The 17000-nt window shown below is 67.9% G+C and carries 11 protein-coding genes; 6 read left to right on the top strand and 5 right to left on the bottom strand.

Going from position 1 to position 17000, the window contains the following annotated elements:
* Nucleotides 1-110: 110 nt before the first annotated feature.
* Entirely contained in the window at nt 111-3995 is a 3885-nt protein-coding gene (gene purL / locus H3005_RS13450) for a phosphoribosylformylglycinamidine synthase (protein ID WP_100551520.1), read from the bottom strand.
* Between the two features lie 846 nt (nt 3996-4841).
* Here purL and H3005_RS13445 point away from each other — a divergent pair.
* A complete protein-coding gene (locus tag H3005_RS13445; protein ID WP_191078392.1) occupies nt 4842-6953 on the top strand; it encodes a glycosyl hydrolase family 18 protein in 2112 nt (703 codons plus the stop codon).
* Between the two features lie 120 nt (nt 6954-7073).
* On the opposite strand, the gene H3005_RS13440 is transcribed toward H3005_RS13445, so the two are convergent.
* Together H3005_RS13440 and xerD are read right to left on the bottom strand one after the other, a co-directional pair.
* Nucleotides 7074-7865 (bottom strand): thioredoxin fold domain-containing protein, encoded by a 792-nt coding sequence (locus H3005_RS13440; protein WP_032977259.1) that lies wholly within the window; start codon nt 7863-7865, stop codon nt 7074-7076.
* Between the two features lie 100 nt (nt 7866-7965).
* Nucleotides 7966-8943: a site-specific tyrosine recombinase XerD gene (xerD, locus tag H3005_RS13435; protein ID WP_100551518.1), complete on the bottom strand. Its 978-nt coding sequence runs from the start codon at nt 8941-8943 to the stop codon at nt 7966-7968.
* Between the two features lie 56 nt (nt 8944-8999).
* On the opposite strand from xerD, the gene H3005_RS13430 reads away from it, so the two are divergent.
* Nucleotides 9000-9488, top strand: a complete 489-nt coding sequence (locus H3005_RS13430; RefSeq protein ID WP_191078391.1) for an RDD family protein — start codon at nt 9000-9002, stop codon at nt 9486-9488.
* A gap of 41 nt (nt 9489-9529) precedes the next feature.
* Here the strand turns inward: H3005_RS13430 and lptG are convergent, their stop codons facing one another.
* Nucleotides 9530-10636: an LPS export ABC transporter permease LptG gene (gene lptG / locus H3005_RS13425; RefSeq protein WP_099820361.1), complete on the bottom strand. Its 1107-nt coding sequence runs from the start codon at nt 10634-10636 to the stop codon at nt 9530-9532.
* Nucleotides 10633-11715 carry an LPS export ABC transporter permease LptF gene (gene lptF / locus H3005_RS13420; RefSeq protein WP_100551516.1) on the bottom strand — a complete coding sequence of 361 codons (1083 nt, stop codon included), beginning with the start codon at nt 11713-11715 and terminating at the stop codon, nt 10633-10635. Before lptF ends, lptG begins: the two co-directional genes overlap by 4 nt.
* Nucleotides 11716-11819: 104 nt before the next feature.
* Between lptF and H3005_RS13415 the strand changes: the two genes are divergently transcribed.
* From H3005_RS13415 to H3005_RS13400, 4 genes are all read left to right on the top strand, one after another.
* Nucleotides 11820-13298 (top strand): leucyl aminopeptidase, encoded by a 1479-nt coding sequence (locus H3005_RS13415; protein WP_049469788.1) that lies wholly within the window; start codon nt 11820-11822, stop codon nt 13296-13298.
* A gap of 97 nt (nt 13299-13395) precedes the next feature.
* Nucleotides 13396-13821: a DNA polymerase III subunit chi gene (locus H3005_RS13410; RefSeq protein ID WP_025879359.1), complete on the top strand. Its 426-nt coding sequence runs from the start codon at nt 13396-13398 to the stop codon at nt 13819-13821.
* A gap of 19 nt (nt 13822-13840) precedes the next feature.
* On the top strand, nt 13841-14032 hold the full coding sequence (locus tag H3005_RS13405; RefSeq protein ID WP_025879360.1) for a YqaE/Pmp3 family membrane protein: 192 nt from the start codon (nt 13841-13843) through the stop codon (nt 14030-14032).
* A gap of 34 nt (nt 14033-14066) precedes the next feature.
* Entirely contained in the window at nt 14067-16895 is a 2829-nt protein-coding gene (locus tag H3005_RS13400) for a valine--tRNA ligase (protein WP_191078390.1), read from the top strand.
* Nucleotides 16896-17000 lie beyond the last annotated feature (105 nt).

Genomic DNA, 17000 nt, shown 5'->3' with positions numbered 1-17000 from the left:
TGTAACTGATGGACAGCACAGGAGTTTCCGTATTCAAAAAGAAAAACCCGCCGGTTTCCCGGCGGGTTTCCATACGCGATGGCATCGTCAGCTGCGCAACGCGTGTGCGATCAGCCGCACCACACCCGTGCGTTGCGGAACATGCGCATCCACGGTGAATCGCCCTGCCACTCGGACGGGGCCCAGCTCAGGTTGAGCGCGCGCGGGGTGCGCTCCGGGTGCGGCATCATGATGGTCACCCGGCCGTCGGTGCTGGTCAGGCCGGTGATGCCGTCCGGCGAGCCGTTCGGATTCAGCGGGTAGTGGCTGGCGACGTTGCCGTTGCCGTCGATGTAGCGCAACGCGACACGGGCTGTGGCCTGGTCGACGGCGTTGTCGAACACCGCCTGGCCTTCGCCATGCGCCACCGCCACCGGCAGCCGCGAACCGGCCATGCCACGCAGCAGGATCGACGGCGACTCCACCACTTCCAGCAGCGCGGTGCGGGCTTCGAACTGCTCGCTGGCGTTGCGGCGGAACTGCGGCCAGTGCTCGGCACCGGGGATGATGTCCTTCAGCTGGCTCATCATCTGGCAGCCGTTGCACACGCCCAGGGCGAAGCTGTCCTCACGCGCGAAGAACGCGGCGAAGGCATCGCGCAGCGCAGTGCGCTCGAGGATCGAGGTCGCCCAGCCGCGGCCGGCACCGAGCACGTCGCCGTAGCTGAAGCCGCCGCAGGCGACCAGGCCGGTGAAGTCCTGCAGCGCCACGCGGCCTTCGATGAGGTCGCTCATGTGCACGTCGAATGCGCGGAAGCCGGCACGTTCGAAGGCGTTGGCCATTTCAATCTGGCCGTTGACGCCCTGTTCGCGCAGGATCGCAACGCGCGGACGCGCCCCGGTCTGCACGAACGGTGCGGCGACATCCTCATTGGGATCGAAGCTCAACTTCGGCTTCAGGCCCGGCGCGGTGAAGGCGCGGGCGATCTCGCGCTCGGCATCGGCGTTGGCCGGATTGTCGCGGCGCTTCTGCATGGCGTGGGTCACCGACCACCAGGCGTCGAACAACGCTTCCCAGCGCCATTCGGCCAGCGAGTCACCGCCCAGCGACACCCGCACCACCGGCGCGGTGGTCGGCTTGGCGATGCGCTGCGCGCACTCGGTCAGCGCGTGGCGCTCGACCAGGTCGGCGAACGCGGCGCGGTCTTCGCGGGCGATCTGCACAACGGCGCCCAGTTCTTCATTGAACAGGCTGCGGAACGGATCATCGCCCCAGGCGTCGAGGGTGATGTCCAGGCCCAGGCGCGAGGTGAAGGCCATTTCGCACAGCGCGGCGAACGCACCACCGTCGCTGCGGTCGTGGTACGCGCGCAGCAGGCCGGCCTGGCGTGCATCGCGGATCAGCTCGAAGAAGCCACGCAGGCGCTGCGGGTCGTCCAGGTCCGGGGCGGCACCGGCGAACGCCGGCAGGTCGCCATGGTCGGCGTGCACCTGGGCCAGGATCGAACCGCCAAGGCGCTGCTTGCCGGCACCGAGGCCGATCAACCACAGCTCGCTGTCGATATCGCGGTCCAGCAGCGGGGTCAGCTGCTGACGCGCATCGGCCACCGGCGCGAACGCGGTGATCACCAGCGACACCGGCGACACGCTCTTGTGCGCCTCGCCCTGGTCGTGCCACTGCGCCTGCATCGACAGCGAGTCCTTGCCCACCGGGATGCTGATGTCCAGCTGCGGGCACAGTTCCATGCCCACCGCCTTCACCGCGTCGTACAGCAGCGCGTCTTCGCCCGGGTGGCCGGCCGCGGCCATCCAGTTCGCCGACAGCTTGATTTCATCCAGCGCATCGACCGGGGCCGCGCACAGGTTGGTCAGTGCTTCGCCAACGGCCATGCGGGCCGAAGCAGCCGCGTCCAGCAGCGCCAGCGGCGTGCGTTCGCCCAGTGCCATCGCCTCGCCGGCCACGCCGTCGAAGTCGGCCAGGGTGATCGCCACGTCGGCCACCGGCAGCTGCCACGGGCCGACCATCTGCTCGCGTGCGGTCAGGCCGCCCACACTGCGGTCGCCGATGGTGACCAGGAAGTTCTTGGAGGCTACGGTCGGGTGCGCGAGCACGCGCAGACCGGCTTCCTGCAGATCCATGCCACCGGTCTTCAGCGCCGGCCAGCGCGGTGCCGGCGGGTGCGCGGTATCGCGGTGCATCTTCGGCGGCTTGCCGAACAGCACGTCCATCGGCAGGTCGATCGGCGCATCGGCCGGGATGTTGCCCGGCACGGCGCCATAGGCCACCACCAGGTGTTCGGCTGCGGTGGCGACACCGACCGCAGCGAACGGGCAGCGCTCGCGCGCGCACAGCGCCGCGAATTCGGCCAGGCGCTCCTGCGCCACACCGAGCACGTAGCGCTCCTGCGACTCGTTGCACCACAGCTGCATCGGCGACAGCGACGGATCGTCGGTGGGCACCTTGCCCAGGTCGATGATGCCGCCCACGCCGGAATCGTGCAGCAGTTCGGGAATGGCGTTGGACAGGCCACCTGCACCGACGTCATGGAAGAACTTGATCGGGTTGTTGGCACCCATCGCCACGCAGCGGTCGATGACCTCCTGGCAGCGACGCTCCATTTCCGGGTTGTCGCGCTGCACGCTGGCGAAGTCCAGATCCTCGGCGCTTTCACCGGAGGCGACCGAACTGGCGGCACCGCCGCCGAGGCCGATCAGCATCGCCGGGCCGCCGAGCACGATCACGGCATCGCCGTCCTGCAGCAGGATCTTGTCGACCTGCACGCGGTCGATGGCACCGAGGCCACCGGCCAGCATGATCGGCTTGTCGTAGGCGCGTACCAGGTCGGCGCCTTCCGGCAGTTCGAAGCTGCGGAAGTAGCCGAGCAGGGCCGGGCGGCCGAATTCATTGTTGAACGCAGCGCCGCCGAGCGGGCCGTCGGTCATGATTTCCAGCGCCGGCGCCATGCGCGGGTTCAGCGCACGCGGCGCTTCCCACGGCTGCGGCAGCTCGGGAATGCGCAGGTGCGAGACCGAGAAACCACTCAGGCCAGCCTTCGGCTTGCCACCACGACCGGTTGCACCTTCGTCGCGGATTTCACCACCGGCGCCGGTCGACGCGCCCGGGAACGGCGCGATCGCGGTCGGGTGGTTGTGCGTTTCCACCTTGATCTGGAACGCGCTGGGCACCTGCGGTTCGCGGCGGTACTCGCCGCTGGCCGGGTCCGGGCGATAGCGCGAGGCCGGGTGGCCTTCGATCACCGCCGCATTGTCGCTGTACGCGCTGAGCGTGTGCTGCGGCGTCTGCTGGTGGGTGTTCTTGATCATCCGGAACAGCGAGCGGTCCTGCTCCTGGCCGTCGATGGTCCAGCTGGCATTGAAGATCTTGTGCCGGCAGTGCTCGGAATTGGCCTGCGCGAACATCATCAGTTCCACGTCCGACGGCGACCGGCCCAGCGCGGTGAAGCGTTCGCGCAGGTAGTCGATCTCGTCCTGCGCCATGGCCAGGCCGAGGCGCTGGTTGGCGGCCTCCAGCTGGTCCACCGGCACGCGCTCCAGTTCGCCACGGGCCGGGGTCGAGAACAGGGACTGGCCCTGATCGACGGTCTCCAGCACCGACTGCGTCATCGGGTCGTGCAGCACCTTGATCAATGCCTGCTGGGCGGCGGCATCGGCCGGCCATCCCAGTACGTCGATGCGCAGGCCACGCTCGACCCGGCTCACCGGCTGGCCGGCACCGCGGACCAGTTCGCTGGCCTTGCTCGACCACGGCGACAGCGTGCCCAGGCGCGGCACCACGATGCGGCTGACCGCACCGTCAGCGACCGCCTCGGACTGCGGACGGGCTTCCAGGATGCGGCACAGGGTATCGACGTCGGGGGCGGCAGTGCCCTCGGCCTGCACGAAGTAGACGTGCCAGGCACCGCTGATGCGCAGGGAGGGAGCGATGGACTGCAGGCGGGATTCAAGACGTTCGCGGCGGAACGGCGACAGGGCGGGCGCGCCCTCGAGGACCATCATGTCCGGGGAACCGTAGTTGGGAAACGGGCCCGACATTGTACCGGAAGCGGGGGTAGGCTTCGGCCGGGCGGCGCCCGGCACCCGCAGAGGCCAGAGCGCAGGCAACGGCAACGGCCAAAGCCAAAGCGGGCATTCCGTGGGATGGCGGGGCGGGTCCGGTTGCGGGGGACGCCGTAAACCCGTCCCTGGGGGCTTGGCCGCGGCATCCATGCCGCGGACACCCCCGCAACCGGACCCACCCCGCCTTCGACAGTTTCCTGCTGCTGTTGGTAGGTGTCGACCTTGGTCGACACGGTAGATCCACGCCATGCGTGGATGCTTCCGGTAGTGCCGGCCGCTCGCCGGCAACCAAGGAATGCCTGGAATCAAACGCCTGAGAGCGAAGCGATCGGCGTTTGATTTTGATTTTTTGTTCGTCTTTCGTGGCTGGCGCCGCAGGAACCTGTCCGTGGCCGGGTGGGTGGGCTGCGCAGGGGCGTAAGCGCCATGGATGGCGCGCCCGAGCCTACAGGGACGTATTCACGGCGCCCCCTGCGCAGCCCACACACCCGGCCAACCCCCAGAAATCCGCTGTAAACGACCACCCCAACCACGAGGGGGGCTCCGCCGATGGCTGCCGACCACGCGCCAGCGCCGCTCTCCGCCAAATCCCCGAACCATGCACTCGCTCACGGATTGACCACGCAATTGATGACAACGTTGTCCCTACCTGGCGCCGGACTCTCTCCCCGGCCCACCAGGTACCTCCGTCCGCCCCCTCCGTCGCCTTCCCGGGCGATGTCCGGACCCTGCGTTACGTGCGGCGCCGTCGTGGCCCGTGCGCCAACCATCGATCGGAGACACACCATGTACGACCCGCTTGTGCAGAGTGCCGATGTACGCAGTGCCCACCCTTCCCTTCAACGCTGTCGCCCGCGCCGTCTGGCCTGGCTGCTGGCCCTCGCCGGGGCCGTTGCCCTGCCCGGCCTGGCCCAGGCCGCCAGCTGTGCCGGCGTGGCCGAATGGGACCAGGCCAAGATCTACCGGAGTGGCGATACCCTGCAGAAAGGAGGCGTCCTCTACCGGGCGAACCAGGACATCTGGAACGCACCGCCGGACCATCCGGCCGGGGCGCCCTACTACACCAACCTCGGCGCCTGCGACGGCAGCGGCGCCAACCAGCCGCCGGTGGTCAGCCTGACCTCGCCGGCCAACGGCGCCACTTTCAGCGCCGGCAGCACGGTCAATGTGACCGCCAATGCCAGCGATGCGGACGGCAGCGTCAGCAAGGTCGAGTTCTTCCGCGACGGCAGTTCGCTGGGCGTCGACACCAGCGCGCCGTACAGCGCCAGCTGGGCCAACGCCAGCGCCGGCAGCCATACCCTGCGCGCGGTCGCCACCGACAACAACAACGCCACCGCCAGCACCGCGACCATCACCATCACCGTCAACGCGGCCAGTGGCGATACCACCGCACCCAGCGTGCCCGGCGGCCTGGCCGTGGGCACCCGCACCGCCAACAGCATCGCGCTCAGCTGGAGTCCCTCCACCGACAACACCGGAGGCAGCGGCCTGGCCGGCTACGACGTGTACCGCAACGGCAGCCTGGTCGGTTCACCGTCCAGCGCCAGCTATGTCGATGGCGGGCTGACCGCCTCCACCAGCTACAGCTACCGCGTGCGCGCCCGCGACAACGCCGGCAATGCCTCCGCACAGGGCACGGCGGTGACCGCCAGCACCCTGGCCGGCGACGGTGGCACCACCGGCAAGCGGGTCATCGGCTACTTCACCCAGTGGGGCATCTATGGCCGCAACTACCGGGTCAAGAACATCGACAGCAGCGGTTCGGCCGCGCGCCTGACCCACATCAACTACGCCTTCGGCAACGTGCGCAACAACCGCTGCGAAGTGGGCATCACCCAGGCGTCGGACCCGAACAGCGGTGCCGGTGGCGATGCCTTCGCCGACTACAGCAAGGCCTTCGGTGCCGGCGAAAGCGTGAGCGGCAGCGCCGATACGTGGGACCAGCCGCTGCGTGGCAACTGGAACCAGCTCAAGCAGCTCAAGGCCAAGTACCCGGGCATGAAGGTGCTGATCTCGCTGGGTGGCTGGACCTGGTCGCGCGGCTTCTCCAGCGCGGCGCAGCCGGCCAACCGCCAGGCCTTCGTCGCCTCGTGCATCGACGCCTACATCAAGGGCAACCTGCCGGTGACCGACGGCGCCGGTGGCCCGGGGGCAGCACTGGGCGTGTTCGACGGTATCGACATCGACTGGGAATACCCGGTGGCCTGCGGTATCGCCTGCGGCACGCCCGAGGACAGTGCCAACTTCACCGCGCTGATGGCCGAGTTCCGTCGCCAGCTCGATGCGGTGCGTCCGGGCCTGCTGCTGACGGTGGCGGTCGGCGCCGGCATCGACAAGATCCGCGTCACCGATCCGGCCGCGTACCACCCGTACCTGGACTACATCAACGTGATGACCTACGACTTCCACGGCGCGTGGGATGCGAAGACCAATCACCAGTCGGCGCTGTTCGATTCGCCGAGTGATCCGTCCACCGGCGACCAGAAGCTGTACAACAGCAACGATGCCATCGAGGCCTTCATCAGCCGCGGTGTTCCCGCCGCCAAGCTCAACCTGGGCATCGGCTATTACGGGCGCGGCTGGACCGGGGTGACCAACGCCAACAACGGCCTGTACCAGAGCGCCACCGGTGCGGCACCGGGCACCTACGAGGCCGGCATCGAAGACTGGAAGGTGCTGAAGAACCTGGCGTGGCAGGGCTATACCGACAATACCGCCGGGGCCACCTGGATCTACAACGGCAGCACGCTGTGGAGCTTCGATACCCCGGCCAACATCACCCGCAAGATGGGCTACGTGAAGACCCAGGGACTGGGCGGTGCGTTTGTCTGGGAGTTCAGCGGCGACGACGCGCAGGGCACGCTGACCAAGGCGGTCAGTGATGGCTTGAAGTAGGAAAAAGGCCGGGGACGCACTACGTCCCCGGCCTCGTTCGCGTTGCCACATCCGCCGGGCATGGCCCGGCGCTACCCGCCCATCCACGGTAGCGCCGGGCCATGCCCGGCGGCGTTTCGGTCAGCGCTTGGCCGACAGCTTCTCCAGCGCGGCACGCAGCTGCGCCGGCGGCAGGTAGCCGCCGAGCTGGGTGCCATCCGGCGCGAAGATGGCCGGCGTACCGTTCACCCCCAGCTGCTGGCCCAGGGCGTACTGCATGGCCACCGGGTTGGTGCAGTTCTTCGCGGCCACCGTGCCACCACGCTTGGCATTGGTCAGGGCCTGGCGACGATCGGCCGCGCACCAGACCGAGATCATGTCGGTGTAATCCTTGCTGCCCAGCCCCATGCGCGGGAACGCCAGGTATTCAACGGTGATGCCGTTGCGGTTGAGCTCGGCGATGTCCTGGTGCAGCTTGCGGCAGTAGCCGCATTCGATATCGGTGAACACGCTGATGGTGTATTTCGCGTTCGGCGCGGCGAACACGATGCGGTCACCATGATTGGCCTTGGCCAGCAGGTCGCGACGGTAGCCCAGCAGGCCTTCGCTGTTGGCCGGGCTCTTGGCGCGGGTGTCGTAGGGCTGCGACTGGAACAGGTAGCGGCCGTCGTCGGAGACGTACAGCAGCTGGCCGGAGACCACCACTTCACGGAAGCCAGGGAAGGGCGCGGCGCCGATGTAATCCACCTGGAAGCCGGGGTTGAGCTCGGTCAGTGCCTTGCGCACGGCCTGCTCGGCCGGAGCATTGGCGGTGGCGGCAGGACCGGCCTTGGCTGCCGCTGCGGCGGGCGCCTTTGCGGCGGGCGGGGCGGGCTGGGCGCAGGCACTCAGGCTGAGCGCGCCGAACACGGCGGCGATGGCGAATCGGAGCATGGAGCAGTCCGCAGCAGAAAGAAGACTTCGGATTCTGACACAGCCATCCTGAGCGGTCCGCGATGCCGCGCACAGGCCCGGCAGGGGTTCAGCCGTGGGCTCAGCCGCGTGGATGATGGCGGGCGTGCAGTTTCTGCAGGTGTTCGCGTGCGACCAGCGTGTAGATCTGGGTAGTGGACAGTGAGCTGTGGCCCAACAGCATCTGCAGCGCGCGCAGATCGGCGCCACGGTTCAGCAGGTGGGTGGCGAAACTGTGCCGCAGGCCATGCGGACTGATCCGCGCTGGGTCGATGCCGGCCACCGCCGCATAACGCTTGACGAGGTGCCAGAACGCCTGGCGGGTCAAGCCATGCAGGGCCGGTTCGATGAACAAGGGCGTCTGCCCGTCGGCCAGCGCCTGCACCTTGCCCTTGCCCACCAGTTGCGGTCGCGACTGCTGCAGGTAACGTTCCAGCCAGTACTGCGACTCCTCGCCCAGCGGCACCAGGCGCTCCTTGCTGCCCTTGCCGGTCACCCGCAGCACCCCCTGGCGCAGGTTCACCGCCGTGGCAGGCAGCAGCACCAGCTCGCTCACGCGCAGCCCGGCGGCATACATCAGTTCCAGCATGGCGCGGTCGCGCAGGCCGAGCGGACTGTCGATATCCGGCGCCGCCAGCAGCGCATCGATCTGGCTCTCGGCCAGCGCCTTGGGCAGCAGCCGTGGCAGCTTCGGCGGATCGAGCAGTGCACTGGGATCTTCACTGCGTTCGCCACGCCGCACAGCGTCGGCAAAGAACGCGCGCAGCGCCGACAGCAAGCGCGCGTTGCTGCGCGGCGACCAGTTGTGACGGGTGCGCCATGCCAGGTAATCGAACAGGCCGGCACGTTCAACACCGGCCAGCCCCCCGTCGCGTCCATCACACCAGCGCGCCAGGCCTTCGAGGTCGCGGCGGTAGCTGTCCAGCGTGGCACGGGCCAGGCCGTGCTCGGCCCAGATCGCGTCGAGGAAACGCAGGATGCGCTGGCTGTCCTCGCCGCGCAGCTCGGGCAGTTGCTGGACCAGCTGACGACGTTCGGCGGGAGTGGAAGTGGCGGCCATGCACGCAGGATACGAGGCCAACTGCGGGCACGGCCAGCATTGCGTATGCTCGGCACATGTCGAGCCCCGCCACCGATGCGGCCCACGTCGCCGCTGATACGCCCCGCCCGCGCGCGCTGCTGCTGTGGCGCCTGCTGGCGATGATCTATGACGCGTTGCCGGTGCTGGCCTTGTGGATGCTGGCCGGCACCGTGTTCACCCTGGCCTATACCTTCAGCGGCCATGCGCAGCGCGACAACATCGCGCCTTTCAGCGCTTGGCAATGGCTGCTGTGGGCAGTGTGCTGGGGCTTGACCGGGTGGTATGCCACCGCCAGCTGGCGGCGCGGCGGGCAGACACTGGGCATGCGCCCGTGGCGCTTGAAGCTGGAATCACGCGATGGCACGCCGTTGCGACGCGGCCAGCTGTGGCTGCGGTTTGCGGTGGGCACGCTGTCGTTGCTGCTGGGCGGAGTGGGCTTCTGGTGGGCGCTGGTGGATCGCCAGCGGCTGACCTGGCACGACCGCGCGAGCGCCACGCGGGTGCTGCGGATGCCGAAGCGCTGACCTGTCCTGGGAGCGCCGGGCCATGCCCGGCGCTACCGGAATCAGCCCGATTTGCGCCGGAACAACAATCCGGACACCGCCAGCATCACGATCGGCGGCAGCGCGTAGGCAATGCGGTAGTCGAACTTCAGCGCGCCGGCCATGCGACCGAAGAACAGCTGCAGCAGCCAGAACGCCAGCGCGAACAGGATGCCCAGGAACAGGCGCTTGCCCATGCCGCCACTGCGCAGCGAACCGAACGCGAACGGCACCGCCGCCAGGCACAGCGCCAGCACATTCAACGGATAGAACCAGCGGCTCCAGTACACATCCTCATAGTCGCGTGCATCCAGCCCGTTGCGCTCGCGGTAGGCGATGCTGGTGCTCAGCTCGGACACGCTGAGGTTGCGCGGCTTGGCGATGCCGGTGGCCAGGGCTCCGGCGTCCAGCTTGGAATTCCACGGCTCACGGGCCACTTCCTGGCGCGTTGCCGAGCGCTCGCCGAAGGTGTCGCGGCGCACGCCGGTCAGCACCCAGCCGTCCTTGTCATGCTCGGCGGTGGCGGCATGGGTCAGCGTGCCGACCCGCCCGTCCTCGTTGATCCTGTAGAGGCGCACGTCACGCAGGATCAGCCGGGTGCCCTTTTCGCCCACCAGCTGTTCTTCGCCCGTCTGTGCGTTGAGGAAGGTGTCACCCTCGCGCGCCCACAGGCCGGAGTAACGCGCCACCGCCATGTCGGTGCCCCACTTGGCACTCATCTTCAGCGAATCGGCGCGGTTCTGGCCCCAGGGCCCCAGGGTCTCGGCACTGATCACCATCAGCCCGGTCAGCAGCGACAGCGCGATCGCCACCGACACGCTCAGGCGCTTGCGCGACAGGCCCAGCGCGCGCAGCGCGGTCAGCTCCGAGGTCGCGGCCAGCTGGCCCAGGCCCATCAGCGCGCCGATCACCGCTGCGGTCGGGAACATCGTGTAGGCCCGGCGCGGCACGGTGTACAGCACCCAGGCTGCCGCATGGCCCAGCGAATAGCCGTTCTTGCCGATGTCCTTGAACTCGCCGGAGAAGGCCATCAGCACGTCCAGGCCGACCAGCACCGCCCAGGTCAGCAGCACGGTACCCAGCACCGCGCGGCCCAGGTACAGATCGAAACGCATCGGTCGCAGCATCATGCGCGGGCTCCCTTCGGGCGGGCCATGCGGCCGTCACGCGCGTACATCCAGATCGCCAGTGCCAGCAGCGGCAGGGTCAGCCACCACAGGCCAAGCGCCGACGGAATCTGGCCGTTGGCAATCCAGCCGCTGCCGATGAACATCATGTTGGTGCCGACCATGTAGGCCAGCAGGGCCAGCATCATCCGGCCGTAACGCTGCTGGCGCGGCGAACTGCGGCCCAGCGGCACGGTCAGCAGGGCGAAGGCCAGCGCGATCAGCGGCGGGGCCAGGCGGCGGTGCAGCTGTGCCTGCGCCTCGGGACGCTTGTCGCCGAACAGCGCGGTGGTCGGCATCAGTTCGGGATCATCACTCTTGCGGGCCTCACTGCCGTCGGGCAGGGCCACGTCGTTGCGGGCGAAGGTCGCCAGACGGTAATCCAGTGCGCCGGCCGCCGGCCCTTCCAGCTGGTGGCCATCATCCAGTTCCAGGAAGCGCTGGCGGGCGCCTTCGAAGTACATGCGACCGCTGGCGGCGGACACCACTTCAAGGCGATCCTCCTTCTGCCGCTGCAGGAACACCCGGCCCAGCTGGCTGCCATCGGGGGAGATCGAGGCGACGTAGACCACGCCGCCATTGGGCAGCGGGGTGAACCGGCCAGGCTCCAGGCCGGCCATCAGCACGCTGCGGTTGGCGTCCTGGATCATCTGTTCGGCGGTGCGCTGGGCCCAGGGCCCCAGCCACAACGAACAGGCGCCGACCACCGCGATCACCGGCAGCACCAGCAGCAGCAGGGGCTTGAGCAGGCGTTTGGGGCCGACACCGATGGCGGTGATGACCGCCATTTCCGAGTCGCGGTAGAGGCGGGCGATGGCCAGCAGCAGGCCCAGCATCAGTGCCAGCGGCAGGATCAGCGGCATGTAGACGATGAACTGCAGGCCCAGCTGCGAGAACAGCAGCTTGGCCGGCAGCCGCCCGTCGGCGATGTTGCCGAGGATGTCCACCAGCACGCCGCCCACGCTGACCACCAGCAGGACGATCAGGGTAGCCAGGAAACTCTGGACGAAATCGCCCAATAGATAGCGGTCGAGCTTCAACATGGGGCGGTGGTTTAAACTCTCAGGTTCGTTCGCGGTGCCGCCCAGTCTAGCGTCTGGGCGTAAACGGTCCGCGATTGTACGGACTTGCCAATGGAATCTGCTCAATGGCTCTCGAATTCACCCTGAACCACCTCGCTGCGGCTTCGGCCGCCGTTGACTGCCTCGTCGTCGGCGCCTATGCCGACCATACCCTGACTGCGTCCGCGCAGGCACTGGATGCTGCGAGCGGTGGCCGCCTGGCCGCCCTGGCCCAGCGCGGCGACCTGTCCGGCAAGACCGGCGCCACCACCCTGCTGCACGACCTGCCGGGCGTGACCGCTCCGCGCGTGCTGGTGGTCGGCCTCGGCGATGCCGCCCGCTTCGGCGTGCCGCAGTACCTGAAGGCGGTCGGCGATGCCGTACGCGCGCTGAAGGCCGGCGCTGCCCGCAGCGCACTGTTCACCCTGTCCGAGGTGGCGGTGAAGGACCGCGACGCGGCCTGGGCGATCCGCCAGGCGGTGATTGCCGCCGACCACGCGGCCTACCGCTACACCGCCACCCTGGGCAAGAAGAAGGCCGACGATGCCGGCCTGGCCCAGCTGGCTATCGCCGGTGATGACGCGCAGGCCCTGGCCCAGGGCCAGGCCATCGCCGCCGGCGTCGAGTTTGCCCGCGAGCTGGGCAACCTGCCGCCGAACTACTGCACCCCGGCCTACCTGGCTGAAGTGGGCGTGAAATTCGCCGGCGAGCATGACGGTGCCGAAGCCGAGATCCTCGACGAGACCCAGATGGAAGCGCTGGGCATGGGCTCGCTGCTGGCCGTGGCCCGTGGCTCGGCCAACCGCCCGCGCCTGGTGGTGCTGAAGTGGAGCAATGGCGGCGACGCCAAGCCCTACGTGCTGGTCGGCAAGGGCATCACCTTCGATACCGGTGGCGTCAACCTGAAGACCCAGGGCGGCATCGAAGAGATGAAGTACGACATGTGCGGTGGCGCCAACGTCATCGGCACCTTCGTCGCTGCGGTCAAGGCCAAGCTGCCGTTGAACCTGGTGGTGGTGGTGCCGGCGGTGGAAAACGCCATCGACGGCAATGCCTACCGCCCGTCCGACGTCATCACCTCGATGTCGGGCAAGACCATCGAAGTCGGCAACACCGACGCCGAGGGCCGCCTGATCCTGTGCGACGCCCTGACCTACGCGCAGCGCTTCGAGCCGCAGGCGCTGGTCGACGTGGCCACCCTGACCGGTGCCTGCATGGTCGCCCTCGGTCACCAGACCGCGGGCCTGATGAGCAAGCACGATGACCTGGCCAACGAGCTGCTGGCCGCCGGCGAGCAGGTCTTCGACCGCGCCTGGCGCCTGCCGCTGTGGGACGAGTACCAGCCGATGCTGGATTCCAGCTTCGCCGACGTCTACAACATCGGCGGCCGCTGGGCCGGTGCCATCACCGCCGGCTGCTTCCTGTCGCGCTTCGCCGAAGGCCAGCGCTGGGCCCACCTGGACATCGCCGGCGTGGCCAGCGATGAAGGCAAGCGCGGCATGGCCACCGGCCGTCCGGTCGGCCTGCTGAGCCAGTGGCTGCTGGACCAGGTCGCCCGCGCCTGACGCTGTACCTGACCCTGGCCGGCAACCGCCGGCCGGGGCCTCGCCGCTCCAGCCGTCAGCCGGCATGGATCGGCACCTGCCTCACCTGGATGCCGCCATGCCCCGCGCCGACTTCTACCTGATCGCCAAGCCCCGCTTCCTGACCGAGCCGTTGCGCCTGGTCTGCGAACTGGCGCGCAAGGCCAACGACGCCGGGTTGTTCACCCTGGTGCTGGCCCGCGACCAGGCCCAGGCCGAAGAACTGGACGAACTTCTCTGGTCGTTCGACGACGATGCCTACATTCCGCACCAGATCGTGGGTGAGGATGTGGACGAGGAAGAGGCGCTGGTACTGATCGCCCCGCCCGGCGGTGAGGCCCCGGTGCGGCCGCTGGTGATCAACCTGCGCGACGAACCCTGGCTGGGCCAGTGCGAGCGCGTGCTGGAAGTGGTGCCGGCCGATCCGGAAGCGCGCGAACCGCTGCGCGAGCGCTGGCGCCAGTACAAGACCGCCGGTTACGACCTGAACAAGCACGACATGTAAGCCCTGCGAGGACCCCTTGATGCGCCTGCTGATCGCCCTGATTCTTCCCTGGCTGTCCTTTTTCACCATCGGCCGGCCGTTTGCCGGCATCGTCTGCCTGATCCTGCAGATCACCCTGATCGGCTGGCTGCCCGCCGCGATCTGGGCTGCCTATTCGGTCAGCCAGTACCACACCGACCAGAAGATCCGGCGCACCCTCGGGTCGCGCTGATCTCCCTTCCCGCCTTGATGACTGGTTCCCCCGCATGACCCAACTCGCCTCCAGCTACGACCCGAAGTCCTTCGAGACCGACCTCTACGAGGCCTGGGAGAAGGCCGGCCATTTCAAGCCGTCCGGCAAGGGCGAGCCGTACACCATCCTGCTGCCGCCGCCGAACGTGACCGGCACCCTGCACATGGGCCATGCTTTCCAGCAGACGCTGATGGATGCGCTGGTGCGCTACCACCGCATGCGCGGCTACGACACGCTGTGGCAGGTCGGTACCGACCACGCCGGCATCGCCACCGAGATGGTGGTCAGCCGCAACCTGACGCTGGAAGGCAACGGCGAGACCCGCGATTCGCTGGGCCGCGAGGGCTTCATCGGCAAGGTGTGGGAGTGGAAGCAGCAGTCCGGCGACATCATCGAACGGCAGATGCGCCGCCTCGGCACCTCGGCCGACTGGTCGCGCAGCACCTTCACCATGGACCCGCAGCCGTCCGAAGCGGTGATCGAAGCCTTCGTGCGCTGGCACGAACAGGGCCTGATCTACCGCGGCCAGCGCCTGGTCAACTGGGACCCGGTGCTGAAGACCGCGATCTCGGACCTGGAAGTGGAAAGCGCCGAGGAAGACGGTTTCCTGTGGTCGATCGCCTACCAGCTGGATGAAGGCCTGAGCTACGAGCACGTCGAGCGCGATGCCGACGGCGTCGAGACGCTGCGCGAAACCCGCGATTACCTGGTGGTCGCCACCACCCGCCCGGAAACCCTGCTGGGTGACACCGCGGTGATGGTGCATCCCGAAGACGAGCGCTACCTGCACCTGATCGGCAAGAGCGTGGTGCTGCCGCTGACCGGCCGCCGCGTGCCGGTGATCGCCGACGACTACGTCGACCGTGCGTTCGGCACCGGCGTGGTCAAGGTCACCCCGGCGCATGACTTCAACGACTACCAGGTGGGCGTGCGCCACAGCCTGCCGATGATCAACCTGTTCACCCCGGTGGCCGCGATCAACGACAACGCGCCGGAACGTTTCCAGGGGCTGGACCGTTACGACGCGCGCAAGGCCGTGCTGGGTGAACTGGAAGACCTCGGCATCCTGGTCGAGACCAAGGCGCACAAGCTACAGGTGCCGCGCGGCGACCGTACCGGCCAGGTGATCGAGCCGTACCTGACCGATCAGTGGTTCGTGAAAATGGACGAACTGGCGCGTCGTGGTCTGGAGCTGGTCGAGGACGGGTCAATCGCCTTCGTGCCGCCGAACTGGATCAACACCTACCGCCACTGGATGAACAACATCCAGGATTGGTGCATCAGCCGCCAGCTGTGGTGGGGCCACCGCATTCCGGCGTGGTTCGATGCCGCCACCGGCAACTGCTACGTCGGCCGCAGCGAAGAGGAAGTGCGGGCGAAGAACAATCTCGGCAGCGACGTCGTGCTGAGCCAGGAAAGCGACGTGCTGGAGACCTGGTTCTCCTCGCAGCTGTGGCCGTTCTCCACCCTGGGCTGGCCGAACGAGCAGGCGATGGCCGAGCGCGGTTTCGACCGCTACCTGCCGTCGTCGGTGCTGATCACTGGCTTCGACATCATCTTCTTCTGGGTGGCGCGCATGATCATGGCCACCGACAACCTGACCGGAAAGGTCCCGTTCAAGGACGTCTACTTCACCGGCCTGATCCGCGATGGCCAGGGCCAGAAGATGTCCAAGAGCAAGGGCAACGTGCTCGACCCGCTGGACATCATCGACGGCATCACCATCGATGACCTGGTGGCCAAGCGCACCGGCGGGCTGATGCAGCCGCGCATGGTGGAGAAGATCGAGAAGGCCACGCGCAAGGAGTTCCCGGACGGCATCGCCGCCCATGGTGCCGATGCGCTGCGTTTCACCATCGCCGCACTTGCCACCCATGGCCGCGACATCAAGTTCGACATGAACCGCGCCGAGGGCTACAAGAATTTCTGCAACAAGCTGTGGAACGCCAGCCGCTTCACCCTGATGAACACCGAAGGTGCGGCGTTCACTGGCGTGCCGACGCCGCGTACCGATGCCGAGCGCTGGATCCTCTCGCGCCTGGCCGCTACCACCGCCGAAGCGCAGGGCCATTTCGCCGCCTATCGCTTCGACCTGCTGGCGCAGTGCCTGTACGAATTCGCCTGGAACGAGTTCTGCGACTGGTTCCTGGAGCTGAGCAAGCCGGCGTTGAATGGCGCCGATGCTGCCGACGCTGACAGCACCCGCCACACCCTGTTGTATGTGCTGGAAGCGCTGCTGCGCCTGCTGCACCCGCTGACCCCGTTCATCACCGAACAGCTGTGGCAGCAGCTGGCCCCGCGCCTGGGCCTGGCCGAAACCACGCTGTCGCTGCGTCCGTACCCGACCGCCGCCGAGTTCGAGGGCGATCATGCACAGGCCGAGGCCGACGTTGAATGGTTGAAGGCGGTGATCAGTGCCGTGCGCCGCGTGCGCAGCGAACTGAACGTCGCCCCGTCCAAGCTGGTACCGCTGCGCCTGCTGGCCGGCCTGGAACAGGACCGCGTGCGCATCGAGCGCTTCAGTGCCTCGCTGGCTTTCCTGCTGAAGCTGGACAGCATCCAGTGGCTGGCCGACGCACAGAGTGCGCCGCCGGCAGCCGCCGCGATCGTCGGTGAGCTGAAGCTGCTGGTACCGCTGGAAGGCCTGGTTGATCTCGATGCCGAGCGCGCGCGCCTGGACAAGGAGATCAAGCGCGTGGAAGGCGAGCAGGAGAAGAGCGAGACCAAGCTGGCCAAGTTCTCCGACAAGGTTCCGCCAGCGGTGATCGAGCAGGAACGCGTGCGCCTGGTCGACTGGAACAACCAGCTGGCTGGCCTGCGCGAGCAGCGCGCGAAGCTGTAACGCCTCCGTGGTGGGTGCGGACCTGGGTCCGCACCGCTGTGACGTGCCAACCAAGGTTGGCACCTACCAGAACGCCAACCTTGATTGGCACATTTTCAAGGCTGA

This window comes from Stenotrophomonas sp. Br8 (assembly GCF_014763005.1).
Lineage (GTDB): Bacteria > Pseudomonadota > Gammaproteobacteria > Xanthomonadales > Xanthomonadaceae > Stenotrophomonas > Stenotrophomonas lactitubi.
Note: the sequence above shows the minus strand (reverse complement) of the source record. Positions and strands in the feature narration are given on the sequence as shown.